Here is a 25219-nt window from a genome sequence, read left to right as displayed (position 1 = left end):
TATCCATAATTTTCTTGTTATTGCAATAATATCTTATGCATACTGGAAACGCAATAAAATGTTCATATTTTAGACAAATTTGTTTCGACTTTCAGTTAATTCACAAAAAAAGAGGTGCACAAGAGCACCTCTTTTAGTATAATAATATCTTTTTTAATTTACTGTAAGTGGGACCACTCGCTGGCCGACTGCTGCGATTAATTCTTTAGGCATAGGAAAATTAACTGCTGCCGGGTCGGAACTCACTGCCAGTATACTTCTTTTGATGTCTTCCTCTGTAAGGCTGTACTGGGCGAAATCCTGCGGCAACCCGGTTTTCACCTGAAGCAGACGGATTTTCTCCACTGTTTTCGCCAAAATCCCGGACGGATCCTCATCCGGTGCGGCTTTCACCCTAAGGGCCTCCGCAAGCTCCCTAATCTTTGGCAAATAAAGACTAGGTATGCTTTCCATTACAACAGGGAGGAATACAGCATTCGCCAGTCCATGTGGAATGCGGAAGAGAGCGCCATAGGCATGCGCAAAGTTATGGACAGGAATTGCGTTCAGGGCAAAGCTAAAAGCCGTAATTCCCATTAAGCTCGCTTGCAGCATCTCCATGCGCGCCACTACATTTGCCCCGTTTGCGACAGCTTCCGGCAAGTTTTTTTCAATGAGGCGGATGGCATGCAGGGCCTGTGCATCGGTCAGCGCGGTCGCTGTCGGCGACGCAAGTGCCTCGACGGCATGGGTCAGTGCATCAAAGCCAGTAAAAGCTGTGATGGCCGGAGGAAGACCCACCGTCAAATCGGGGTCGAGGACAGCGATATCGGACGAAATAAATGGGTTGATAATATTGGTCTTCATTTGGATGTCTTCATTAAAAATAACCGCGATCGGAGAAACCTCCGACCCCGTGCCTGCTGTTGTAGGCACAGAGATATGGGGAATCGGAATATGGGTAGCCTCCGGGAACTGCTCGTACAATAATCCGCCCGGGATGGCTTCCTTAATATCCGAAAGGCCCTTATGCAAGGCATATTTGACTCCTTTGACCGTATCAAGAACACTTCCTCCGCCCACAGCCAAAAGCCCATCCGCACCAATCTCCCTTGCATGCCTCACAGCTGCATTGACACACTTGCTCTCCGCGTCCTGGGTGATATCAAGGAACATACCTGCAAGCTCGGGTCCGTTCCCCCTGGATGTCAGCGAAAAAATCTGTGCCACCTTTTCTACGACACCTACCTGCTCCAGCCCCCTGTCACTTAACAACAAAACTCTTTTTGCACCCAGCCCCTTAAAAAGATCCGGTACAAGTGCCCTTGTATTTGAACCGCTGTATATGGCAGTCCGCAGCATAAACTGCGACATCATCCGTGTTTGCATCCTCTTCACCTCATATGAATTTTTTATTAAAAGTTTTGTTCACTCTGAAAACAACAATCCGTACCAGCTGCGGCGATGGATTTCAGGTACCATTGAAGTATGGACGTGTTTAACCTGGGTATAGGCATCAAGTGATTGCTTTCCCATTTCCCTGCCAATCCCGCTTTGCTTGTAGCCGCCAAAAGGAGCATCATTTCTCAGCATATGCCAATCATTGATCCACACCACACCTGCCTGCAGCTTCCTGGCCACTTCGTAGGCCTTATTGACATCCTTTGTCCAGACCCCGGCTGCCAGGCCATAGATAGAATCATTCGCCATTTTGATGGCTTCTTCAAGTTCAGAATAGCGGATGACGCACAGGACAGGGCCGAATATCTCCTCCCTGGCAATTTTCATATCGTTTGTCACATTGGTAAAAATGGTCGGCTCGATAAAATGGCCGCCTTCACAGCCTGGAACCGCCAGCTCCCCGCCTCCGCAAACCAGGGTGGCTCCTTCCTTTTTGCCTGCTTCAATATAGGATAAGATGCTTTCCTTCTGTTTTTTCGAAATCACAGGACCGATGTCGGCTGCCGGATCCAGCGGATTGCCTGGCTTTATTTTGGATGCAAGCTGTACAAGCCCTTCTACAATAACATCATGGAGGTGGTCGGGAACGAAGAGCCTCGTGCCTGATTCGCACAGCTGGCCTGAATGCAGGAATACACCAAACAGGCTGCCAGGCAAGGCAATATCGAGATCGGCGTCTTCAAGGATGATATTGGGCGACTTGCCGCCAAGCTCAAGGGTCGTATTCTTAATCGTTGCCGCCGAAAGCTCCATGACTCGCCTGCCAACCTCAGTGGATCCTGTAAATGCAACTTTGTCGACATCCTTATGGCTGATAAGCGCTTCTCCCACTTCAGCTCCCGAACCGGTCACGACATTAATGATACCTGGAGGAACTACCTTTGAAATGATTTCTGCAAGTTTCAGTGTTGAAAGCGGGGTATAGCTTGCAGGCTTCACGACAATCGTGTTCCCCATCGCCAGTGCCGGTGCTATTTTCCACGCAGCAATCAGCATCGGCATATTCCATGGGGTAATTGCCGCACAAACGCCAATAGGTTCCCTCCAGATAAAGTTATGGGCTGGTCCCGGGAATGGAGGTGAAGGCAGCGTTTCGGAGAACTCGTATCTTTCTACGAACTTCGCCAGGGTCTGGAATAGATCGACCATCTGCAAAATATCATTTGAGCCAATCCGCCGGACAGTCCCGCCCGAACTTATTGCCTCTAGATAGCACAGTTCCTCTCCATGCGCCGCTATTTGATGGGAAATAGCGTAAAGAACTTTGGAGCGTTCCTGGGGTCCCATGTTTTTCCATTCTGTATTGTCGAAAGCCTCCCTAGCCGCTTGGACAGCCTTATCCACATCTTCTGCTGATCCTTTCGCCACCTCTGCGACAACATCACCTGTTGCCGGATTATGGACATCAAAGGTTCCCATGCTGGCCGCCTGCTGCCATTTTCCGTTGATAAACAAAGGGAACGTTAGAACTTCTGTTTTAGCACTCATTTTAATCCTCCTCTATATTGGTATTACAGAACGCCCATTTCTTTTTCAGAAACACCGTAGATTTCTTCAATTTTCTTTCCCTTAGCACGTGCCAGGATATCCATCCTTACAGAAAGCTGCTTCATCGTGAAATTCATGGTATCTTCAAGTATATGTCCAAATTCGCTTACGTCGCGGCCCGCGAACCCTTCCTGGTTGATCCTGACAGCCAATGGAGCCAGTTCTTCCATCTTTGCAGTAACAAGATCATAGAGATGAGGATGCTCGCAAATCAGGCGCTGAAGAAGGAATGTCCCGTAGGCAATATGGCGGGACTCATCACGCTTCAAATTCTCAATCCCCTTCATCAAGCCTGGCATCAGCCCCAATTGTTCAAGAGATTGATAGAAAGAGTAATATCCTGTTTCAGCCATTACCCCTTCGACAAACATGTTGTACACCGTCGCTGCTTCAGCTACGGCTTCCGGGGACTGGTCTGACTCCAGTCTTTGCATGGTTTCAGGCAGAATCTTATAAAATATCGTTTTATACGTATCAGAGTGGAAATGGGAAAGGTCTCCTGTTTCTCCGATGGCATTCAGGACCAGCCGGAAGAATTCCGTGTGCTTTGCTTCTTCAAAAAGGAAAGTGGTCAGGAACATTTCTTCTTCCAGCCTCCCTTCCTTGGCAATGCTCATGATTAATGGCAGCAAATCGAGCGTTACCGCTTCCTCTCCGGCCTGGAACTGGGAAATCAGGCGCAGAATGTCATGCTGCTGTTCAGCCGTCAGGGTTTGCCAATCCTTTGCATCCTGGGTAAAATCGATTTCCGCTGGGTTCCAAATGCCATGTTTCTTGGCTTTTTGATACAGCCGGAAAGGAAAAGAATCCTCCAGCAGCCCGCGCTTGCTTGTCGTTAATATCGTCCGTTCTTCCACAATATCAGCTCCTTAAAGAAAAATATTTATGGTAAGGATAACCTTGATGTATGCTCTATGAGCAAAACCGATCAGCCCTCATTCCTGCCCAAAAGGCTGCACGATATCTGCGGCCGCCTTCCGCAATTGGGTTTTAAGGATTTTTCCGACTCCATTTCTCGGCAGGGCTTCCATAAACACGACTTTCCTAGGTGTTTTATTTATGGCAAGATGGTCCTGGCAGTACAAAAGCAGTTCCTCTTCAGAAACACTTGATCCATTCTTTTTTACGATACAGGCCACCATCTCTTCCCCCATCCGTTCATCTGGCACTCCCACCACTGCAGCCTCCGAAACAGCTTCATGGCCATTGAGGATCTCCTCCACGTCGCGGGGATAGATGTTGAAGCCACCTCTGATGATTAAATCCTTTTTGCGGTCAACGATGAAGACATAGCCTTCCTCATCCATCCGGGCCATGTCACCGGTATGCAGCCAGGAATCCTTAAGAATCTTTTCTGTTTCGTCAGGTCTCTCATAATAACCATTTGTCACATTGTCGCCCCTGACAACAAGCTCTCCAACCTCTCCTGCAGGTACCTCCACGCCATCCTCATCCACAATCCTGACTTCCACACCTGGAATCGGGATTCCGACTGAGCCCGGCTTAATTGGGAAGTTTTTGCGATGGGAAGTGACCACCGGGGCAGCCTCCGAAAGCCCATAGCCCTCATAAACCTTAGCCTTGAATTTTTCCTGGAACGCATGTAAAAGAGAGACCGGCAGCGGTGCCGAACCTGATCCCACCCATTCGAGGCTGCCCGTGTCGTATTTATCACTGTCCGGATAGGAAAGCAATGCATGTATCATGGCGGGCACGGCGGAAAACGACTTAACTTTATATTTTTCAATGGCTGCAAAGATTTCAGCTGGATTAAAAGCGGGAAAGACAACAACGGAACTACCGGTTAAAAAGCAGATGTTGGACATCGTTAAACCATACACATGGGCAAGCGGAAGAACCCCAAGCGTCGTTCCCCTCTCCGTTTCATTATGCTTTGCTGAATTAGCCGCATTGGAGTAAAGATTTTTATGAGTTAGAATGACTCCCTTTGGGCTTCCGGTTGTTCCAGAGGTATAAAGAATAACGGCTGTATCGTTTTCGGAAATGGTGATATTGTTCTTTTCAGTTCCAATGGCGCGCTGTTTCAGGACGCGGCTGAAAGAATGGATGTTCCCGCCGGCAGGCATATCGACCGCAATGATGGCTGGCTTCATATCCAGACCCATTATCGCTTCCCTGACCTTATCAATCACAAAAGCAGACGTAATAACCGCTTTTACATCGCTGCTGGAAAGTATATAGTGGATTTCTTTTGGATGGAGCGTAAACATGACAGGAACAATTACAGCACCTGCACGAATGATTCCCTGATAGGAAAAAACCACTTCAGGGCAATTAGGCATGATGACTATCACCTTATCTCCCCGGCCAATACCCATTGACTCCAACCCGGCAGCTAGACTGTCTGAAATCACTTTTGTCTCCAAGTTGGTGTAGGACCTCTCCCTGAAATGAATGACATCATATTCGCCATATGTTTCAATGTTCGAGTCCAATAATTGTTTTAGATTCACGAATTCCCCTCCTTGGAAAAAATCCTTTCAATTGGCAGAACTACATGAAAACGCTTACATATTTCCTGCGAGAAGAATCAACCACCACCCTATTCCGCCGGAGCAAATTTGAATATTATGAATATTTCTTCGACAAATTCCTAATTCCTGCTTTTTCCTAATTTTTTTTTAATGAACAAAAAGGTTTTAGATATTGCCGATTCTTTCCTAATACAAAGGTTTAGGCAAGACGACAAAAAAAGGATGCCGGTCAAGGCACCCTTTTTCCTCTTATAGCGGTTACCCGCTGCGCTGTTTTTGTTTTTGCATAATCTCATAGGACTTTTCGATGATATCAGTCAGTACATCACCTTTATATACTCTTCCGATTTTGGTGTTTTCCTGATAATAGGCAACAATCTCATCCAATTTATCGGCAGTCTCTTTTGTCACTCTCACATTCAGCTGCAGCCTGTTGGTATCAGCCATTTTTTCCACCCACTCCTTGAACCCATAGCAATTAGAGCATTTGCCACTCTTCTGTCTTTCTATCGATATTCTTCGCTAAATTACGATTATATTCTACATCCTTCTATTGTATCATACAAAGTACCGAAAGAATGGGTCAACTGCCCTTCATACATAATTTTATGAACAGCTTAGCAAAATAATGGCAGGAGGTGCGTGAGATGGAACCAAATAAGCCTGGGAGCAATAAGATGCCGGACTTTAAAGAACTGGACGACCGATTGATTGGCGATGCCCCGAGTAAACCGATGCTGGTGATCAAAACGAATTTGGACCCAAAAGATTCTACCGTAGACAATCCCTATTATGAAAACCTGGGACTAACAGATACTGATAAATTTCGGAACTATTTTGAGGAGCGGAAAGAGTAATGGAACAGACAATTGCCTATTTGAGGGAGATCCTTGCGAACTATACGGAAAAAGATGATGTCAGTGTCGGCATATACCGCAAAATTGAAAAGGGAAGCTATGCTTCTGAAGGGGCACTGGTCAATGACCTGACCTTTGAAGAGTCGGAATATCTCAATAAAATCCTGCCTTGGGAAATACAATACGCAAAAAATGAACAGGATGAACAGCGTGCCTATCAACTTAATGAGGTGTATGAACTTTTATTTTAACCGTATAATATTTCCATAGTCAAAAAGGATGGACCCAATGGGCCCATCTTTTTTTGATTACGGTGTAATGACGTGTTTATCGCCTCCGAATTTACGCTCCCTGTCCTTCTCATGGTGGTATACTGCATTGATTTCGCCGCCAATCACAAGGGCAAGCCCGGTTAGGAACAGCCATAGCATAAGGACAATCACCCCGCCAATACTTCCATACGTTGCGGAGTAATTGCCAAAATTGCTGACATAAAAGGAAAAGCCCAGGGAAATCAGCTGCCACATGATGGTCGCAAAAATGGCTCCCGGAAGCACATGCTTCCATGGATACTTTTTATTTGGAGCCACTCGGTATAGTAAAACCAGGACTGCAATAATGACTGTGAACGCGATTACCCAGCGCATAATCGAAATCAGGGTTTCCATGCCCCCGGAAATTGGCAGGAAGGAAGTCAGGAAATCAAGGATGACTCTTCCAAATACGGGAAGCAGCAGCGCCACGACAAATGCCACAATCAGGGCAAAGGTCATGAGGATGGAAAGCAGTCTCGCTTTGATGAAGGAACGGGTCTCTTCAACATCAAAAGCAGTATTCATCGCTTTAATAAATGCATTCATCCCATTTGATGCAGACCAAATCGTCCCTATAATCCCAAAGGTCAGCAAACCGCCATTCCGTTCCGTGATGATTCTGAGAACATTGTCCCTTAACAGTTCGGCGGACTCCGGCGGCAGGACATTGTCTACAAACTGCAAAGCAGTTTCCGGCTGGATATTCAAATATGGAACGATGGCTACTAACAGGATCAGCATTGGAAAGATGGCAAGCATATAATAGTATGCCTGCTGGGCAGCCAGCCCGGTAGCCTGGTCATTCTGAAACTCGCGGAAAACTTTCTTTCCATATCTTAGAAGCTTGTCTTTCATGATTGCACCCCATTTTATCTGCTGTTTGCTTCTCTTTTCCCGGGATTATTGACTGCTAACCAATTTTTTTCATAAAAGCCCTTTTTATAAAAAAGCCGGCCGCGGAATTTCCCGCAGCCGGCTGCCTTGCCTAATCAATATAAAAGCTATCCCTATTCTTCTCGTCTTCCACATAAGGGTCATGCTCATAGGCAGGGAGGTCCCCAAATGATGTCATGATTCCTTCCTCATCCAGTTGACTTTCATATTGCTCATGCTGGGCGTTTGGAAATACGGTAATTTCCTTCCCTTCAATATCATTGCCAATAAAATTTTCGTAATCCTCCACATAGCCGGTGTTCTCTTCGGACTCGTTATACGTATCATTATAATGGTCCTGAGGCTGGTAAAAATCGGAAGGGGTTTCCGATGTTCCATAACTTGCTACATCCTGCCAGGAATCCTCCGCATCATAGGCAACACTTTCATCCTGCAAGTCTTTGTCAAATTTTCCAAAAGGCGGCATCAACACACCTTCTTCAATGGGACGGTTGGTACTGATCGTTCTATCGGGTGTATGCTCAATGCAAAATCTCGTTTCCGGAACAGCCTCGAGCCGCTCATAGGGAATCTCCTTTCCGCACACCTGGCATGAACCATAATCCCCTTTCTCCATCGCCTGAAGAGCACTTTGGATATTCTCCATCTGATATTCATCATGCTGTTTCAATGCTATATCCTTTTCCCGTTCATACAGGTCCGTTCCCTCATCCGCCGGGTGGTTATCAATGCTGGAAAGCTCCCCCATCGATTCGTGGTAATGCCCTCTTTCCATGCCATAATGCTCATTTATCTCAAAGTTTTGTTCAAGCTCCTGTCTTCTATCAAGCAATTGCTGTTTCAAAGCATCCAGCTGCCCATTTGTCAGCATATAACCTGCTCCCTTCTTTCACCGTTTTTTTTAGTATTCGCAAATCCTCTGCTTTCATGAAAAAAACTCCGCATTAGCCCAGACTTTGGCAAACCCGGTCCTATTTTTAACATATATCATACGATATAAAAACAATAAAAAGGAGGAGCATGAGTTTATATGCCTGAAGATAAAAAGCCTGCCGCAATAATCTATTACCCGAAAACAAAAGCGGTCGCCTCCAGCAACCAGGCGGTCTTCCGCGAAAACTTCCTCGAAAATGCCCTGCAGGAACAGCAAAAGCTGGCAAACAAACTTGTTGAATTCCATTCTGCAAACGCTCAAAAAAGCGAAATGTACAACGATGTCTTATTAGAGCAAGTCATATTGCAGGAAAAATTATTACGTGATATGAACCGCAAACTTGCCGAGTATGAAAAAACAACAGCATCGCTAAATGAACAACTAAAGCACCAAGTTAAAATGAGAGAAGTTCTGGAGCGGCATGACGACCTCCAAAACGTCTACCATAAAACGGTGATGGAAGCATTGGACAGCCATGAAGCAAATGCTGAAAAACTCGACCGGAAGCTGGATTTCATCAAGTCCTCGATTTTTGAAAGGGCAGCCGACCTTTCTGAAAAAATGGACGGTCATTTTAACAGGTTTGCAAATTTCATGCTCAATTTGTTTACAAAACGGGGGATTCAGAGAATAGGGCAAAAGGAGAATGACCGGGATATAGTCAATTAAAAATAAACTCGTGGAGGCAGGGAATTATTAGGCGGAGGAATTCCGGTTAAGGTATAAAGCAGGGACTTAAGAAGAAGAAATAAGCGGATAAATTCCGATTAACTTCTCTATATAGGCCTAAATCTAAGGAAAAGATGAGTATACACGGAAAAACTCCGCTTATATTCGGGGAAATGTTGGCATTTCCCAGTTTAAGCGGGGTTTTTCCGTTTATTTTTTATGGCTTAATAAAACTGAACCAGCTTTTTCTTCAGGAGAGCGGTGTGACGGAGACAGCGCATGCTTTAAATTCCGCTGTGCCCGAGATTGGATCGAACTCATTAATGGTCAGGACATTGGTTGGAACCTCAGACCAGTGAAAGCTCATAAACACAAGGCCGGGGATCACCTGATCGGTTATCTTGGCCTTTACCTGCAATTCTCCTCTTCTTGAGCGCACCTGGACCAAGCCGCCATCCTCTATGCCGAGCCTTGCAGCATCTTCCGGATGGATATCAAGGCTCTCTTCCGTTTGCTTGAGTTTGACGCCTTCTGCATAAAATCTTGTTTGCGTATGCGTATTATAGGATTCATAGCGGCGTCCGGTGGTAAGAGTGAACGGATATTCTTCATCAGGAAGTTCAATTGGCGGTGTATAGTCGACAGGAACAAAGCTTGAAACCTTTTGCTTGGCGGTGTCATGGAACTCCAGATGCATGATTTTTGTGCCAGGGTGATGCTCATCCGGGCATGGATAATGGATGCTATATTCCGTTTCCAGTCGTTCATAGGAGATTCCGCCATACATTTCCCATGCCAATTCACGGACTTCATTCCAAATCTGTTCACTTGATTCGTACTTCATGGGATAACCAAGCCTTCCAGACAGCTCACAAAGAATTTCCCAGTCTTCTTTCGCCTCTCCCTGCGGCTCCACCGCTTTCCTCACCCTTTGAATACGCCGGTCCGTATTAGTAAAGGTCCCCTCCGATTCTCCCCATGATGTTGCAGGCAGGACCACATGAGCGTATTCTGCTGTCTCTGTCATGAAAATGTCCTGGACCACCAGCAAGTCAAGTTTTTTAAATATTTCCTTTGTATGATTCATATGCACGTCCGCAAGCAGAGGGTTTTCGCCAATGATATACAGCGCTTTGACTTCATTGTTTTCCATGCGCTCAAATGTTCTTGTCTGGGTATCGCCTATCTTACTGTTTATTTCTCTGCCCCAAGCCTGTTCAAAACGTTTGCGGTAGGTTTCATCCGCCAGGCTTATACCACCTGTCAGCTGATTTGGCAGGCAGCCCATATCCCCTGCTCCCTGGACATTATTCTGCCCGCGAAGCGGCATGATGCCTGTTCCGCTTTTCCCGATATGCCCGGTCAATAAGGCCAAATTGGCAATATCGAGAACATTGTTCACTCCGCAATGATGCTCGGTAATTCCCAGGGTATATGCAATCATCGATCTTTTGGCGAGTGCATACTCGCGGGCAGCCTCCATAATCACGTCCGCGCCGAGGCCGGTCAAGGTTTCCGCAAACTCAGGAGTATACCTTTCTACTTTCTGTCTTAATGCCTCAAATTCGGTTGTATGATCCTTGATAAAATCGGTATCGTACAACTCCTCTTTTATAATTGTGTGAATCATGGCATTTATCAAGGCAATATCCGAACCGACCTCAAGCTGCAAATGGCGGTGGGAAGACTTGACCATATCGATTTTTCTAGGATCGACCACAATGATTTTAAGTCCTTTTTTGACCGCTTTTTTCATTCGGTTGGCGATAATCGGGTGAGCTTCTGACGTATTTGAACCCATCAGGAGCAGTACCTCCGCCTCATCGAAATCCTCCAGGGTATTTGTTGGAAATCCGCTTCCAAACACAGTCGCCAGACCGGCGACACTTGGGGCATGTCATGTTCGGTTGCAGCCATCGATATGGTTGCTGCCTATAGCGGTCCTCATGAATTTTTGGGTAATGTAGTTGGATTCATTTGTCGTCCTGGCGCACGCGAACATCGAAATGGCATCGGAACCGTGTTTCTCCTTGATGTTTGTGAGCCTCTTTGCGATGAAATCATAAGCTTCATCCCAGGTGGACTGTACCAGAGTGCCCCCTTTCCTGATCAAGGGATGCTTCAGCCGGTTTGGGGCATGGACATATTTATAGGCGAATGCCCCTTTCACACAGGTTTGTCCTTTATTGACAGGCGCTTCTTTATCCCCCCTTATTTTAACAATCTGATTGTTCTCCACTTCCAGCACCAGGCCGCAGCCAGTCCCGCAATATCCGCATACCGTTCTCACTTTTGCTGTCTCCGCCACCTTTTCTCCTCCTTACTAACGTATATATATTTATGATAGTTGATTTTTTCATAGCGGTGTTAGAGCTCTTAACATAAATATATGTCCGTTTTTCAACAATTCCACTAAATTAAGGCGGTCATGGAAATGTTTCGACTCAGGCAAAAAATAAAGAAGATGAGCAATTGCTCATCTTCTAGGCTGTCTTTGCGGGAAGGAGAATTTTAAAAGTCGTCCCCTTATTCTGTTCACTCTCAATATACACTTTACCATTATGACTTTCGATAATTTTGAACGAGACCATAAGACCCAGTCCATTGCCATTCTTCTTAGTTGTATAGAAAGGCTCCCCAATCTTCTTGAGTGTTTCAGGCGGTATCCCCACTCCTGTATCCTGGATGGAAATTTCAACATTGCTTCCGGCCACATTGGCACGAACAAATAAATCACCGCCAGCTGGCATGGCTTCAATTCCGTTTTTAATGAAATTCAGGAATACTTGCTTAAGCCTATTTTCATCACATTCGATTTGCACGATATCTTTATTAAAATCAAAATGCAATTTAACATTCCGTTTCCTTGCTTCAAACTCTAGGAGCGAGACGGTATTCCCAAGGATAGGCACGATGTTCCTTTCCTCCAGCTCTGCTGCTTTAGGCTTGGCAAGCAGCATGAACTCTTCCACAATATTATTGACCCGATCGATTTCGTCTAGAATGATATCAATGAACTCACGGCGCTGCGGATCTTCTTCATCCAGCTGCAAAAACTCGGCATACCCTTTCATCGATGTTAACGGATTCCGGATTTCATGGGCAACCCCTGCGGCAAGCTGGCCGACTGCAGCAAGCTTATCCTGCCTGTGCAGCATTTCCTCTGTTTTCTTCCGTTCCGTAATATCATTCCTGATAGCCAGGTACTGATACGGTTTTCCATTCTCTTTAAGGAATGGAACAATGGTCGTGTCAACCCAATAATACGAACCATCCTTCGCCCGGTTGCGGATTTCGCCTTTCCATACTTTCCCGCTGCCAATCGTTTTCCACAGGTCCTTGAAAAATTCCTTTGGATGAAAGCCGGAATTGAGCAGCCGGTGATCCTGACCAATCAGTTCATCCCGCGAGTATTTCGAGATTTCAACAAACTTATCGTTCACACTTTTAATGATGCCTTTTTCATCCGTAAAGGCAACAATGGCTGCCTGGTCGATTGCGAACTTGTAATCGCTGACTTCCTTCAAGGAATCCTTTAGATTTGCTTCCGCGGCCTTCCTGCTTGTGATATCCGAACGAATGGCAACATATTGGTAGGGTTTCCCCTTTCTGTTCAGGAAGGGAACGATTGTAGTGTGAACCCAGTAGTAGGAACCATCCTTCGCCTTGTTCCGTATTTCACCTTTCCACGTCTTCCCTTTGCCAATCGTTGCCCACATTTCCTTGAAGAATTCCTTGGAGTGGTACCCGGAATTAAGAATGGAATGGTTTTGGCCAAGAAGCTCTTCCTCACTGTACTTGGAAATCTCCACAAACTTATCGTTTACATAGGTAATTTTACCTTTAGGGTCGGTTATGGCAACAATCGAAGAAACATTAAGGGCATCAGTAATATCTTTCAAATTTGTATCACTATCGGCAAGCCGTTTGCTGACAAGAGCGCTGGATGCGATCAATCCACCTAGAATGATGACAGCCACGAACAGGATAATATAGCTGATCAGCGACTGAGGGATTGTTATTTCTTCTGCTCCCTGCCCTTCAAGCACATTGAACGACGTACCTTGGGTAAGCAGCATATGCCCCTGCACAATCGCTCCTGTAACCACCAGGGCAGTTAAGGGCTTCAGCCAGATATGGCTTGACTGTGAAAAATTCTTGGAGTAAAAGAGAATCCAAAATGAAAAGAAGAAAGCAATATAAACAAGCAAAATCGCTATAGCCATGATTGCCGGCTGGTAGCGGAAAGACATACCCAAAGAGTACATGCCTATAATATGAACGGATAATACGGCAAGGGTCATGAATAAACTGCTCAGCAAAAGCCGGCGCCCATCGATGCCCTTTCCTGCAAGCGATAAAAACGCCAGCGTGGTGAAGGTAATACCCAGCAAGATTGACAGGATATTGATTGAAATCTGATAAGACACCGATTCGCCAATATTCCAGGCAAGGAAGCCGAAGAAATTCATCACCCAAATGCCAATCCCCATTGAAATAGAAGCACCAATAAAAAGAAGACGTTTATTCTTATCGGAAGACTTCTTCAAAGTAAATAAATCAAGCGCTGTATAAGAAGACATTAATGTCAAAAGAATCGCTACCAATAAAAGAATTGGGTTTACTGACAAATCGAGGTTATCCATTAGCAGGCATCATTCCCCATTTTTCTAATTTTGTTTACCTTAATTGTAATGGATTCAAGAACATAATTAAAGCCAAAAAACATTTGATTGTAATAATATTGTCACTTTTTAGCCTTGACATCAAAATGGGTTTCTAAGGCGGTTTTTTTCGAACTTTTTATAAAATAGGCTATCCAAAAAAACATTTTTTGATTATACTGTACTATAACAGATAAACGAATTTAATTTTGTATTACAAAAGGAGTGTGTATTGTGATCAATCCAGTTGAATTCTTTAGAACCCTTCCCAAAAAAGTGTGTCCCGAATGCGGTGAACATATGGAAGAACAAGCGGAATCTTACCTGATGGAATGTGACAGATGCCTGTCTAAAAAAATGGAATAAAGAGCGGTTCTTGCCATATTTGTATGGAACCCTTGTCGACAATAAAAGGCTCCCTCACACAGAGGAAGCCTTTTATTGTTTAACATCTTAAGAGACCCAACCATGGCACCAGCCAAGTTTACAAGCGCCTAATATGATCCTTTGGGGTATCATTTTGGGGCAGTTCAGCCGATGAATGCTGTTCCGCAGAAGAACCGGATACTCTTTATGAAATTACCTTATCCATAAAGATAAGCCATCTTCTTTTAAATGCGGTATAGTCACCGCGGGACTCATGATCTTTCCACCATTATGATCTGATTGACAATCAATGGCTGTTTGAGAGAGTTTTAAAGGCACATACGGAAAAATGGTTTTCCGTATACAGGCACCATGCCTAAAGATGCATCTTCTTCCTTCCTCTGGCCTTTCCATGTCCTTCCGGCAGTCCCAATGAATGTCCAAACATGAAATGCTTGGCTTTAACTGGAATTGATCATCCCAAAATCTTTCAAGGCTTCTGGCGCCATATTTCTGTGCCAGTTACCCGAAATTCATTCTTTTGGCAAGATGCTTTCCTATTGCGTATGGTACCTTGATAGGCAATATTCCAGCTAATTGCCCAATGGATGGCAATATCCTGTTTTACTGGTCCTTTTGAAAGGCATTCCGGGCATCGAGGTTAGGGGAACAGGCTGGCTTCAGGATCTCAAGCATAGCCATTTGCAATCTCCAATCTCGCGCATCACCGCTTCGCAATCGCTTACATAAGGAGGGAAGATTTACTCGTTCACAGTACGGAACGAACATGTTATGGTTGAGCCTCCTAAGATGTTAAGTGTTGATTTGTTTTCTTTACACTTTTATTATAACCTGAATTAACCAGCAAGGATGCAAGGATTGTGACAGATTGGTGAATAGAAAGGAGTTATTTGCTAGTGCCTTTTCTATTGTCCGATTTGGTTTTTTATTTGCGGGAATCACACTTCTATTGTCCGGAATCCTTGTTCTATTGTCAGAATACCTCGTTCTATTTGCCAAAACAACACGTCTATTTGCCAATGCCTTTTCTATTGTCCGATTTCCCTTTTCTATTTGCCGGAAACACAGTTCTATTGTCCGGAATCCTTGTTCTATTGTCTGAATACCTCGTTCTATTTGCCAAAACAACACGTCTATTTGCCAATGCCTTTTTTATTGTCCGATTTCCCTTTTCTATTTGACTGAATCACACTTCAATTGTCGGTAATCCAAGTTCTATTGTCCGAATACCTCATCCTATTTTTTCCGCTCGCTATCCCCATTCTATTGTCGAGATCACCTTCCTTTTTACCGAAACCGGCACCTCGTCCAACTTTTACCGCACAAAAAGGCGTCCCTCCAAAAGAGCTATCTTTCGTATGGATGGTAAGTTTTCGTGTTTGTTTTTAAGAATAAGGATGGAGAATACAGTAAATGTTAACAGCAAAAGGAGTTGGTTGCCATCACAAACAATGATAGGCCGAAAAGAGAACCTGCAACACCCACCCCATATGGCGGCATTGCGCCTAATGCAAATTTTCCCGGCGATTCAATAGATGAGCATCGCAGACTGGAAAATGCCAACATTGATTTGACTGGTGATGAAATACGTCAACAAAATGAGAATTTATGATTTTTCGGAAGGGAGAACATAATTGGATACTATAGAACCAAACGAGCTAAAGCAGGGAGATGAAGTATTTGTCATCTACCATAATCCCCATGTTCCTTCAGTCGCCAATGTCAAGGCAGCCGAAATTGTGCCTCATCCAAAAGACCCAAATGCGCTTGCGATGTTCATAAATGAAACATTCCATGTTATTGAGGATGATGACGCCCTGTTTGCCTCTGAAGACGCAGCTAAAAAGGCATATGAGGATGCCTACGATTCGGACACTCCGTATTTGCATTAAGAATGGACAATGTTTATTTCACGGAGCAACGGGTATGGAATATTGCATGCCACTATAGTAAGGAAGGGACTGGTAAGCATGAAAGTCTTAACAGCATCTTCACATCTTGTGATTGGCTATGCACTTGAAGAGGGCTTTGTGATTCTAAAAAAAAGGGGCACTGTTGCTCCCAACACTTTCAGGCAAGGAAACAAACTATCCCGTCAATTACTTACACCCTAATGAATTTCCTGCAAGCTTCGATAATGGAAAAAAGGCTGCATTCCTGCAGCCTTTTTCCATGTCACAAATCAGATCTCCTGCCAGGTTCATCCTTCCCGCCCGTCTCATTTCCTGTCGTCGCTGTATACCCCACCCGATAAACAAAGTCACGCTTCTGTTTCAGGGCTTTGGGCATTTTATACTGCGAGTCATTGCTTTGGAACTCACCTTTGTTTGACATATTCCCCATCCTCCTAACAATCCGATTGGTCTATATGCAGCGGCGGAGGTACAAGCCAGCCCTTGTCTTTCAATAGCCGGAGGCATTTTGTGGAAAATTGTGCTTTCTTCGCATGGAAACGGGCAAAGATGGCGGCAATATCCTCCCTGATGCACTGCCCCATGACCGTACTGCAGCCTACAAGCCCTGCAGCAAGGTCCATGCTGATTTTATTTGCAATTTCAGGATCTAAAAACCTGGCACCTGGAGGGATATTCTCAATGCAGGCTTCCGTGCGTGCCGGCGGTGTCGGCGGCAGGCCAACTCCATGATCCTTTAAAAGATTCTCAATTTCAGCTATCTCTTCTTTTGTTCCCTCTTCCAGTATATCGCTGATAAGATTTTTTAAATCTTCATCTCCAGCATGGTTCAGCATGGTTTCGTAAGCTGCAACACAGGCTTTGGCGGCGTTCAGATGCATCCAGACAGAATAAACTTCTCCGTAATGCATTGGTTCCTCTTTGGGATTCCCGCTTAATATTCCCATAGTCAGCCTCCTCAAGTATAAGGTTTTGCCTCCATTAAAGCGGCATTACTATTATGCTGCTGTGGGACTGATTTCATGTCAGGCAAACACATGCAAAAACACCTTCAAAAGAAGGTGTTGAGACATCACTGATAGCCTTTTCGAGGAATCCTCGTTTCCGATCCATCTTGCTGATTATCGATTACCGGATTGATTTCACCTTCTGTATAGGCATCGCTGACTTGTTCATGTGTAACCGCAAGCCCTGCGGACAGCGTATCATTACGCTGATAATCCTCAACTTCATATTGACGGCCGGCAATTTTAAGGTTTTCCTGCTCGTTTTGCCTCTTCATCTCTTCTCCTCCTTTCGGCTTTCCCTTAATTTCCTACAAAGAGAGATAAACCATACACTTATTAGCAGAAGAAAATGGGGTTATGCAATTTGGGTGAATAGATTTGCCTTCTCGCCTTAAAATAAGCATTAGCAAGAGAATGCTGTAAACATCTTTATTTTAGGCGGTGATTAGATGAAAGAGGTAATTTTAGCTTTATTGGCAGGTTTAATCGTCGGTATCCTCTTTAAAATGCTGAAGCTGCCAATACCGGCTCCACCCGTTTTGGCAGGAGTCATTGGAATTGTCGGTGTTTACTTGGGCGGAATTGCTGGAGAATGGCTGCAGGGGTTTTTTCGCGGGTAGAGAAAAAGAACCGGCGCGGTTCTTTTTAATTGGAGGTATGTGATAGTACGTTTTGCTGATAAGATTCTTCCCCTTCTGTTTGTTTTGCTTTTTCCTTTTTTGGCGAAAGATAGACATAAAGATACCCTACAAACCCGGCACCTCCTGCAATATTACCCAAAGTAACCGGCACCAGGTTATGGAAAAGGCCCATCATATTGACCGTTTCAGGATGGGGAACAAATAATGCAATGAGAAAGAGCGCCATATTGGCAATGCTATGCTCAAAACCGGAAGCAACAAAAGCAAAAACAATGAGCATCATGCTGCCGATTTTTGCTCCATCCCCCTTTATATGGAACGGAATCCAGTATGCAGCGAGGCACACAAGCCAATTGCACAGCATCCCCCGGAAAAAGAGCTGGTAAGCAGGCGTGGACATCTTCGCACCCGCTGCCTCCATGATAAACTGTGATTTTTCAGGGGAACTGAATAAACCGGTAAAAGCAATAACCATCGCAAAGAACAATGCCCCGATAAAATTGCCTATGTAACTGATTCCCCAGTTCTCAAATATATCCCTGGCAGTGGTTTTCCCAGCCATTGTGGACATTGCAAACACCATTGTATTTCCTGTAAACAACTCTGCCCCACCATATATGATCAGGACAAGGGCAATTCCAAAAAAGATTGAACTGATTAAATAAGTTGCAGGAGAATGCACATCGTAAAATCCCTCTCCCAACCGATATGAAACCATGATGCCAAAACCAATATACACTCCGGCCAGCCCAGCCCTTATCCAATATTTCAGCGGGTCGTCCTGCAATAAAGCCTTTTTCTTCAACGCAGATTTAACTGCCAAGTCATGCGGGTCAGTACTCATGAAAAAATCCCTTTCTGTTTGTGATTTTTTTCACATGATTTATCTAGTTCAATCATAGTACTACCCTGCCCTTTTGTTAAGTGGCAGAAAATGAACGAAGTGTGACTTTTTTTATAGCGTTTTCAGTTTACATAAAATGTTCACATTTTCTCTATTGACCTAGTGATTACATTTCTTTTTAATGAACATAGACAAAAGGAAAGAAATGTACGGTGTGATGAAAGAAACAGGAAAAGAGGAGGAGAAAAGTGGGCACGAAACAATATAAAAGCACATTAACCTATGAACTGGGTGAGCTGCTGAAAGCCTCAGATAGAAGTGTCAAGCTCAAAAAAGGCACCTATCTATTCCAGGAAGGCCAGCCAGCAAAAGAAATGTATATTCTCCTCTCCGGAAAGATTCAGATTTCAAAAATGAATGCGGAAAGAAAGGAATTGAACCTCCGATTATGTCAATACAATGATATTGTTGGGGAGCTGACACTCTTTACAGTTGATCCCAGGTATTTATTCAATGCGAAAGTAATAGAATCCGGGGAAGCAGCAGCCATTAACATTGAAAATTTGGAAAAGGTATTATTCAATAACAGCAAGCTAGCCTATGAATTCATAAGGTGGATGAATGACCATTTCCGGAAGACAACCACAAAGTTCCGGGATCTCGTGCTTAATGGCAAGAAGGGGGCCTTATATTCCACTTTGATCCGCCTTTGTAACAGCTACGGCATCGTGAAGGAAACTGGAATCCTGATTGATGTTTACCTAACCAACCAGGAACTCGCCAATTATTGCGGAACAGCACGGGAGAGTGTCAGCAGAATGCTAGGCGAATTAAGGGACGAAGGGATTATCTCCATTGAAAGGAAAAGGGTCATCGTTCACAGCATCCAGCACTTGAAGACCGAAATTGACTGTGAGAATTGCCCAATAGAATTCTGCAATATTGAATAGCGGCATCCTCAAGCACTAAAAAGGCGCTTTATGCGTCATATGATGGGAGAGCAGCAAGTTGAAGAAAATCTATATAATCTGCGGACTGATTATCCTGTTGGGAATCGGCAGCGGCATTTCCTTCTTAATGATCAGGGACGCCAACGCACAGATTCCAGAGAATATCACCCTTATGACACAAAATCAGGAAGACTACCGCTTTGGCGACAGCAAGAAGATAAAGCTAGTGGAATTCATTTATACCCACTGTCCGGACATCTGTCCAACAACTACACAAAAAATGAATCTGCTCAAACAGGATCTCCAGGATGAAGGTGTATTCGGCAGCAAGGTAGAATTTATTACAATCACAATCGATCCTTATCGTGATACGCCGGAAATCATGCAGAAATATATGGAGGCCTTTGAGATCTCGGATGATGGGAGTTGGCTGATGCTCACAGGCGATCCCGCTAATATTAAAGAAGAACAAGCCAAAATAAGGGGAGTGGCAGACCAATTCCAGTTCCAGTATAAAGATCCCGGTAATGGATTCTTTGTCCATAGTACCTTTACCTATTTAATTGATGAAAACAATAAATTCATAAAAAAATTCCCCATGGGTGAGGAATTCAATAAAGACGAAGTCTATGAAAGAATCATGAAGGAACTATAAAAAAAGCGGCGAGATGCCTTTTCTCACCGCTTTTTCTAATGCGAGTTCACTGTAGGATGTTCCTTATTCTGCTGCAGGGAGAAACATTCAGACTTTGGCTTAGTAAGGCTGACTTTTACCCCTGATTCTTTCAGACGGTTCACGATATCAACCAGCTGCTGTTTAGCCATTCGCAAAAACTCCTTTTACGACCTCTTTGTCTATCATTTTACCTCATAAAGATGATAAATGTGTGAAGATGAGCAAAAAAATTGAAATTTTTTTCAGGTTTGGTAAACCATTCATTCCATTTCTGCTTGCTGCTTTTCTTTTCCCCACTGGAATAGGATAAAACCTATTTTTTACAAATATAGGGGAAGGAATTCGCACTGCCATCCGGTATATGGTATAATGCTGTGGATTATGGTTAATGGAGGATTACAATGATTACAGTTAATAATGTGAGCTTGAGGTACGGGGACCGCAAGCTTTTTGAAGATGTAAACATAAAGTTCAGCCCTGGCAATTGTTATGGACTGATTGGAGCGAACGGCGCCGGGAAATCTACTTTCCTAAAAATCCTGTCCGGTGAAATCGAAGCCCAGACAGGGACTGTTTCCTTAACACCCGGGGAGCGCCTGGCTGTTTTAAAACAGAACCATTTTGAATATGAAGAAGTAGAAGTGATTAAAGTTGTTATTATGGGCCATGCCCGTCTATTCGAAATCATGCAGGAAAAAGATGCTATTTATATGAAGGCAGATTTCACGGATGAGGACGGGATGAGAGCTGCTGAACTTGAAGGCGAATTTGCTGAGCTTAACGGATGGGAAGCTGATTCTGAAGCAGCTATCCTTCTAAAGGGGTTGGGAATTGGCGAAGATCTCCATAATAAGAAAATGGCCGACCTCGATGGCGGAGAAAAAGTGAAAGTCCTGCTTGCACAGGCTCTGTTTGGCAAACCTGACGTCCTTCTTTTGGATGAGCCGACCAACCACCTTGATATTAAAGCGATTCAGTGGCTGGAAGAGTTCCTCATCAACTTTGAAAATACAGTGATTGTTGTATCCCACGACCGTCACTTCCTGAATAAGGTATGTACTCATATTGCCGACCTTGATTTCAGCAAGATTCAAATTTACGTCGGCAACTATGACTTCTGGTATGAGTCAAGCCAGCTTGCTACGAAGATGGCTCAGGATGCCAACCGTAAAAAGGAAGAAAAAATTAAGGAACTTCAGGCCTTTATTGCCAGGTTCAGTGCGAATGCATCCAAGTCGAAGCAGGCTACTTCGAGGAAAAAACTTCTCGATAAAATTTCCCTTGATGATATCAGGCCTTCCTCCCGGCGCTACCCATACGTTAATTTTGCGATTGAGCGCGAAATCGGCAATGACCTGCTGCGGGTAGAAGGACTTTCAAAAACAATCGATGGCGAAAAAGTTCTCGATAATATTTCCTTTGTCATGAATAAAGATGACAAAATCGCCCTTGTCGGCAAAAACGAACTCGCCAAAACGACCCTGTTTAAAATCCTGATGGGAGAAATGGAGCCGGACAGCGGAAGCTTCAAATGGGGCATTACGACCAGCCAGGCTTACTTCCCTAAAGATAACTCACAGTATTTCGAGGGGTCCGACCTGAGCCTTGTCGACTGGCTGAGGCAGTTTTCACCTAAGGATGACAGCGAGAGCTTCCTGCGCGGTTTTCTGGGAAGAATGCTTTTCTCCGGTGATGAGGTATTAAAGAAAGCGAGCGTCCTGTCTGGCGGTGAAAAGGTCCGCTGCATGCTGGCAAAAATGATGCTGTCAGGATCCAATGTCCTGGTTCTGGATGAGCCGACGAACCACCTCGACCTGGAGTCGATTACGGCGTTGAATAATGGTCTAATCAACTTTAAAGGTTCCCTGCTCTTCTCGTCCCATGACCACCAGTTTGTCCAGACGATTGCAAACCGGATTTTCGAAATCACCCCTTCCGGCCTTGTGGATAAACAAATGAGCTATGATGAATACCTGGAAAATCAGGAACTGCAGCAGCAAGTAGCGCAGATGTACTAGGATAGCGCGAGCGCCTTATCATTAATAAGCTAGAGCCCGGGATGACCGGGCTCTTTCATTTTCCTTTATTGCTTTTTTTGTTTATTTCGTGATGAGGGCGCCTTTACCCCGGATTCATGATTCGTTGTTCCCTGTCCTTCTACCTGGGGAGAGTTCAAACCAATTGTTGATGGGTCATGTTTACGCTTGGACATACATCCACCTCCATGATTATTAGTTTGCATGCTGGCTAAAAATATATGCAGGATGTCCTCCACGAATAATTTTCCTTCTGCGCGGAAAACCTTATTCAAGGAGGAGGTGTGTCAAATGGCAAGAGTTGGTGTTGAACAATCCTTAACAAATGTATCGGAAGCTCTGCGTGAAAAAGGCTACGACGTCATCGAGCTTCGTCAGGAAACAGATGCGCAGGGATGTGACTTCTGTGTAGTGACAGGAATTGACTCAAACATTATGGGAATGCAGGATACGGTAACACAAGGTTCCGTCATTGAAGCAAACGGCCTTTCCGCTGATGAGGTTTGCCGCCAGGTAGAGCAAAGATTAGGTAGATCATAATACTTTTGTAAAGGGGACTTCCAAAAAAGCAGTGTTTCTAGCTTCTTGGATAGCCCCTTTTACGTTGAGTGAATCTAATGGACTTATGCTGCGTTTGTGTTATGAGGACAGCTCCCTAATGAAAAACCGGGCTTCGAGTCCGAATGATGGCTGCTTTCGGACCACTCTCAAAAGAAAACCGGGCTTCAAGTCCGAATAATGGCTTCATTCAAACAGCTCCTTTATTTTTACTATTACACGGTTGGGCACTGACCCCTAAACTAAAGGCACCCTCACGTGAGGATGCCTCTTTATTACTTCCCGCTGATATAGCTGTTGGCCAGAAATTTTACAAAGACGTCATCCTTTGCAAGTGCTGCTCCGTGGCGGCGTTTGATCTCCCGTTCAGCTTCTTTGAAACTGGAGGACTTAAAATAATCCTTGCCTTCCCTTTCTACTCTCCAGTTCCCTTTAGACTCGGAATAAATAAAAAATGTTTCTCCTTGGTTGTTTTCATAAAGGGTGCCATATTCCGACTCCTTTAGGTTGTGGACATTCCTTGATGAATCGATTTTAATCGGTGACAGCGGGAAAACCTCTTTGACAAATACTTTGAAGCCTTCCTCAGTCAGCGGACACCCTGCCGCTTTTGCGTGTCCTCCTCCCCCGAACTGGCCCGCTACGGCTGAAACATCAACATCATCGTGGATCGTTCTGAGGCTGACTTTTTTCCCTCCCATGCTGATAATCGCAATATAGTCCAAGTGAGTATGTTCCTTGCCCAGTTCATTGCCCAGCTCCGAATGATAGGATTCCGCATGTACGATTCCTGCACACTTGCCCCCTATCATGATTTGCACTAGCTCCCTGCTTTTGCGCCGGATATATCTTTCAATTTTCTCATCTTCCATTTTCAAAAGCTGTGCCTCAAAATCATCAAATTCAAATTGCTCACTCTCGGCAAGGCGCTGAACCATCCTTTGTTCAAACTCGTCAATCGAAAGAAGGTAAAACAAGTCATTCAATTGTTTGGCTTTTACATTGTTGTTTTCATCCCATTCCCAGGTATCATACTGGCGCACAAGCTCGACAAATTCTGAAATCGGACCACCACTTCCGAGCTTCCCTGAGTGGATGAGTTCGTCATAAAACAATGAAGTTGCAGAAGCGAGCCTCCCATCCCCGTATTCCACTGTCACCTTGGCCCAGCTGAAATCGTTTAAGTGAAGCGCACTTTTATGATGGTCAATCAGCTTGACAGAAACTTCCGCTTCAACAAGCGCATCGATTTTCAATGCATTTTCTTCATTTACAGTGAGATCGGTAATATAAAGTCCACTCATTTCAGCCGCATTTTCATCCAGCCGCTCCAAAAATCGCGAAAGCTGAAAATTCAAACTGGAAATAGAATTGTAACGGACATCGCTTTCTTCAGGATAAGCAAGCCTTGCCAGGATGCCGCAGCCTACCCCATCAAGATCGTTATGGGTGAATACATGAATCATGTCCCTTTTCCTCCCATTTATAAAATACCTCTATTATTTTGGTGGATAAAAAAATTTCTATGCAAACCCTAATTTTAATTGCCAACGAAAAAAAGTAGACAAGTTTCCGAAGACCTTAAGCATATGATGAATCAAGGCTATTAAAAAGGAGATGAAGCTTGTGCATTTTTTGGTCATAAAAAAACAGTATGTATTCATAGCTATCATGATTTTGGCAGTTCTGACAGCAGGCTCAATTTGGCTTCTTAAGGACCCGGTTTCCGAGACAGCTGCGCGTCCAGGTTCCGAAAAGGCGCGGGACATCCATTTGGTTACTGGCGAGTTTTCAGCCACCACTCCTGCAGGCAAAAAAATCGAGGCGTATCGATGGGATCCTGGAGCGATCCTGCTTGAAAAAGACGAGAAAGTGAACCTTATCATTTATGGCGTGAATGGAATGGAGCATCCGTTTATTATTGAAGGAACAGATATAAAGGGCACAGTAAAACAAGGAGAAGAAACAGTCGTTCCGTTACAGTTCGCGAAGGAAGGAGTGTACAGGCTCATCTGTCTGACACATCCCGACAAGGACAGAAATGGCCCAATGATTGCGTATATAGTGGTAGATTAATTAAGCACAAAGGCAGGAGATTTTCTCCTGCCTTTGTGCTTTTTATCACTTCATTTCACAAAACATTCATAACCACCTTAAAACCTTGCAAATCTTGTTTGTTATAATCTATTTAGCTTCAATAAATGAATCATAATTATTTGTCCGCTTCTATATAACAGGCTTCAAAACACCCACGCATATATAGTACAGACCATCTAAAAGTTACTTAGCGATTTTATAAAAAACGCTGGAGTAACCGTCATTCTTGTATTGTTAACTAATTCACAAATTCGTCACAGCATAACTGTTACAGTAGTAGTATGATATAAGTGTA

At 44.3% G+C, this 25219-nt stretch carries 27 protein-coding genes and 1 pseudogene; 11 read left to right on the top strand and 17 right to left on the bottom strand.

The genetic code is table 11. The annotated features are described in order from the left end of the window. Window positions 1-153: 153 nt before the first annotated feature. The 5 genes from WQ57_RS11605 to WQ57_RS11585 form a co-directional block, all read right to left on the bottom strand. Entirely contained in the window at window positions 154-1368 is a 1215-nt protein-coding gene (locus WQ57_RS11605; RefSeq protein WP_046523939.1) for an iron-containing alcohol dehydrogenase, read from the bottom strand. Window positions 1369-1407: 39 nt separating this feature from the next. Next, window positions 1408-2928 carry an aldehyde dehydrogenase family protein gene (locus tag WQ57_RS11600; protein WP_046523938.1) on the bottom strand — a complete coding sequence of 507 codons (1521 nt, stop codon included), beginning with the start codon at window positions 2926-2928 and terminating at the stop codon, window positions 1408-1410. 23 nt (window positions 2929-2951) lie between these two features. Beyond that, window positions 2952-3845, bottom strand: a complete 894-nt coding sequence (locus WQ57_RS11595; RefSeq protein WP_046523937.1) for a R2-like ligand-binding oxidase — start codon at window positions 3843-3845, stop codon at window positions 2952-2954. A gap of 78 nt (window positions 3846-3923) precedes the next feature. After that, entirely contained in the window at window positions 3924-5462 is a 1539-nt protein-coding gene (locus tag WQ57_RS11590) for a class I adenylate-forming enzyme family protein (RefSeq protein WP_046523936.1), read from the bottom strand. A 279-nt stretch (window positions 5463-5741) separates the two neighbouring features. Beyond that, window positions 5742-5930 carry a hypothetical protein gene (locus tag WQ57_RS11585; RefSeq protein ID WP_046523935.1) on the bottom strand — a complete coding sequence of 63 codons (189 nt, stop codon included), beginning with the start codon at window positions 5928-5930 and terminating at the stop codon, window positions 5742-5744. A 200-nt stretch (window positions 5931-6130) separates the two neighbouring features. Here WQ57_RS11585 and WQ57_RS11580 point away from each other — a divergent pair, with 200 nt between their 5' ends. Both WQ57_RS11580 and WQ57_RS11575 read left to right on the top strand, forming a co-directional pair. Beyond that, on the top strand, window positions 6131-6340 hold the full coding sequence (locus WQ57_RS11580) for a hypothetical protein (RefSeq protein WP_046523934.1): 210 nt from the start codon (window positions 6131-6133) through the stop codon (window positions 6338-6340). Next, a complete protein-coding gene (locus tag WQ57_RS11575; RefSeq protein WP_046523933.1) occupies window positions 6340-6591 on the top strand; it encodes a sigma-G-dependent sporulation-specific acid-soluble spore protein CsgA in 252 nt (83 codons plus the stop codon). Before WQ57_RS11580 ends, WQ57_RS11575 begins: the two co-directional genes overlap by 1 nt. A gap of 57 nt (window positions 6592-6648) precedes the next feature. Here the strand turns inward: WQ57_RS11575 and WQ57_RS11570 are convergent, their stop codons facing one another. Both WQ57_RS11570 and WQ57_RS11565 read right to left on the bottom strand, forming a co-directional pair. Then, a complete protein-coding gene (locus WQ57_RS11570; protein WP_046523932.1) occupies window positions 6649-7509 on the bottom strand; it encodes a YihY/virulence factor BrkB family protein in 861 nt (286 codons plus the stop codon). A 130-nt stretch (window positions 7510-7639) separates the two neighbouring features. After that, the gene (locus tag WQ57_RS11565) at window positions 7640-8419 is read right to left on the bottom strand and encodes a TraR/DksA C4-type zinc finger protein (protein WP_046523931.1); all 780 of its coding nucleotides are present in this window, start codon (window positions 8417-8419) and stop codon (window positions 7640-7642) included. Window positions 8420-8578: 159 nt separating this feature from the next. On the opposite strand from WQ57_RS11565, the gene WQ57_RS11560 reads away from it, so the two are divergent. After that, window positions 8579-9151, top strand: a complete 573-nt coding sequence (locus WQ57_RS11560; RefSeq protein ID WP_046523930.1) for a hypothetical protein — start codon at window positions 8579-8581, stop codon at window positions 9149-9151. A gap of 250 nt (window positions 9152-9401) precedes the next feature. Here WQ57_RS11560 and fdhF read toward each other — a convergent pair whose 3' ends face one another. The 3 genes and pseudogenes from fdhF to WQ57_RS11545 all read right to left on the bottom strand — a co-directional run bounded on the left by fdhF (window position 9402) and on the right by WQ57_RS11545 (window position 13797). After that, window positions 9402-11321 carry a formate dehydrogenase subunit alpha gene (gene fdhF, locus WQ57_RS27420; protein WP_338151903.1) on the bottom strand — a complete coding sequence of 640 codons (1920 nt, stop codon included), beginning with the start codon at window positions 11319-11321 and terminating at the stop codon, window positions 9402-9404. Beyond that, a pseudogene (locus WQ57_RS27415) lies at window positions 11301-11441 on the bottom strand (hypothetical protein); the annotation flags it as partial. The gene fdhF and the pseudogene WQ57_RS27415, both read right to left, overlap by 21 nt. Before the next feature lie 193 nt (window positions 11442-11634). Further along, window positions 11635-13797, bottom strand: coding sequence for a PAS domain S-box protein (locus tag WQ57_RS11545; RefSeq protein WP_046523928.1), 2163 nt, complete (start codon window positions 13795-13797; stop codon window positions 11635-11637). A 249-nt stretch (window positions 13798-14046) separates the two neighbouring features. Here WQ57_RS11545 and yhfH point away from each other — a divergent pair, with 249 nt between their 5' ends. Next, a complete protein-coding gene (yhfH, locus tag WQ57_RS26205; protein WP_084820259.1) occupies window positions 14047-14181 on the top strand; it encodes a protein YhfH in 135 nt (44 codons plus the stop codon). 1655 nt (window positions 14182-15836) lie between these two features. Beyond that, window positions 15837-16094 carry a transcriptional regulator SplA domain-containing protein gene (locus WQ57_RS11540; protein ID WP_046523927.1) on the top strand — a complete coding sequence of 86 codons (258 nt, stop codon included), beginning with the start codon at window positions 15837-15839 and terminating at the stop codon, window positions 16092-16094. Between the two features lie 283 nt (window positions 16095-16377). Here WQ57_RS11540 and WQ57_RS27000 read toward each other — a convergent pair whose 3' ends face one another. The 3 genes from WQ57_RS27000 to WQ57_RS11530 form a co-directional block, all read right to left on the bottom strand. Beyond that, complete coding sequence (locus WQ57_RS27000) at window positions 16378-16536, bottom strand: hypothetical protein (RefSeq protein ID WP_173427548.1); 159 nt, start codon at window positions 16534-16536, stop codon at window positions 16378-16380. Between the two features lie 13 nt (window positions 16537-16549). Then, window positions 16550-17062, bottom strand: a complete 513-nt coding sequence (locus tag WQ57_RS11535; RefSeq protein ID WP_046523926.1) for a DUF3231 family protein — start codon at window positions 17060-17062, stop codon at window positions 16550-16552. A gap of 125 nt (window positions 17063-17187) precedes the next feature. Next, window positions 17188-17397 (bottom strand): YozQ family protein, encoded by a 210-nt coding sequence (locus WQ57_RS11530; RefSeq protein WP_046523925.1) that lies wholly within the window; start codon window positions 17395-17397, stop codon window positions 17188-17190. A 174-nt stretch (window positions 17398-17571) separates the two neighbouring features. On the opposite strand from WQ57_RS11530, the gene WQ57_RS11525 reads away from it, so the two are divergent. Then, window positions 17572-17742 (top strand): XapX domain-containing protein, encoded by a 171-nt coding sequence (locus WQ57_RS11525; protein ID WP_046523924.1) that lies wholly within the window; start codon window positions 17572-17574, stop codon window positions 17740-17742. Between the two features lie 25 nt (window positions 17743-17767). Here the strand turns inward: WQ57_RS11525 and WQ57_RS11520 are convergent, their stop codons facing one another. Further along, entirely contained in the window at window positions 17768-18607 is an 840-nt protein-coding gene (locus WQ57_RS11520) for a formate/nitrite transporter family protein (protein WP_046523923.1), read from the bottom strand. Between the two features lie 248 nt (window positions 18608-18855). Here WQ57_RS11520 and WQ57_RS11515 point away from each other — a divergent pair, with 248 nt between their 5' ends. Both WQ57_RS11515 and WQ57_RS11510 read left to right on the top strand, forming a co-directional pair. Continuing rightward, a complete protein-coding gene (locus WQ57_RS11515; protein ID WP_046523922.1) occupies window positions 18856-19557 on the top strand; it encodes a Crp/Fnr family transcriptional regulator in 702 nt (233 codons plus the stop codon). A 58-nt stretch (window positions 19558-19615) separates the two neighbouring features. Continuing rightward, on the top strand, window positions 19616-20212 hold the full coding sequence (locus WQ57_RS11510; protein ID WP_046523921.1) for an SCO family protein: 597 nt from the start codon (window positions 19616-19618) through the stop codon (window positions 20210-20212). A gap of 35 nt (window positions 20213-20247) precedes the next feature. On the opposite strand, the gene WQ57_RS27330 is transcribed toward WQ57_RS11510, so the two are convergent. Next, window positions 20248-20382 carry a hypothetical protein gene (locus WQ57_RS27330; RefSeq protein WP_277620288.1) on the bottom strand — a complete coding sequence of 45 codons (135 nt, stop codon included), beginning with the start codon at window positions 20380-20382 and terminating at the stop codon, window positions 20248-20250. A 252-nt stretch (window positions 20383-20634) separates the two neighbouring features. Between WQ57_RS27330 and WQ57_RS11505 the strand changes: the two genes are divergently transcribed. Further along, complete coding sequence (locus tag WQ57_RS11505) at window positions 20635-22251, top strand: ABC-F family ATP-binding cassette domain-containing protein (RefSeq protein WP_046523920.1); 1617 nt, start codon at window positions 20635-20637, stop codon at window positions 22249-22251. 65 nt (window positions 22252-22316) lie between these two features. Here the strand turns inward: WQ57_RS11505 and WQ57_RS26200 are convergent, their stop codons facing one another. Then, on the bottom strand, window positions 22317-22445 hold the full coding sequence (locus WQ57_RS26200) for a YuzL family protein (RefSeq protein ID WP_082252953.1): 129 nt from the start codon (window positions 22443-22445) through the stop codon (window positions 22317-22319). Between the two features lie 115 nt (window positions 22446-22560). On the opposite strand from WQ57_RS26200, the gene WQ57_RS11500 reads away from it, so the two are divergent. Further along, window positions 22561-22809 carry a YkuS family protein gene (locus tag WQ57_RS11500; protein WP_046523919.1) on the top strand — a complete coding sequence of 83 codons (249 nt, stop codon included), beginning with the start codon at window positions 22561-22563 and terminating at the stop codon, window positions 22807-22809. Between the two features lie 293 nt (window positions 22810-23102). Here WQ57_RS11500 and WQ57_RS11495 read toward each other — a convergent pair whose 3' ends face one another. Beyond that, window positions 23103-24293, bottom strand: coding sequence for a DHH family phosphoesterase (locus WQ57_RS11495; RefSeq protein ID WP_046523918.1), 1191 nt, complete (start codon window positions 24291-24293; stop codon window positions 23103-23105). Window positions 24294-24453: 160 nt separating this feature from the next. Here WQ57_RS11495 and WQ57_RS11490 point away from each other — a divergent pair, with 160 nt between their 5' ends. Beyond that, window positions 24454-24903: a cupredoxin domain-containing protein gene (locus WQ57_RS11490; RefSeq protein WP_046523917.1), complete on the top strand. Its 450-nt coding sequence runs from the start codon at window positions 24454-24456 to the stop codon at window positions 24901-24903. Window positions 24904-25219 lie beyond the last annotated feature (316 nt).

Source organism: Mesobacillus campisalis, assembly GCF_000986785.1.
Taxonomy (GTDB): Bacteria; Bacillota; Bacilli; order Bacillales; family Cytobacillaceae; genus Mesobacillus_B; species Mesobacillus_B campisalis.
The sequence above is the reverse complement of the archived record's forward strand: the minus strand, read 5'-3'. Positions and strand labels throughout refer to the sequence as shown.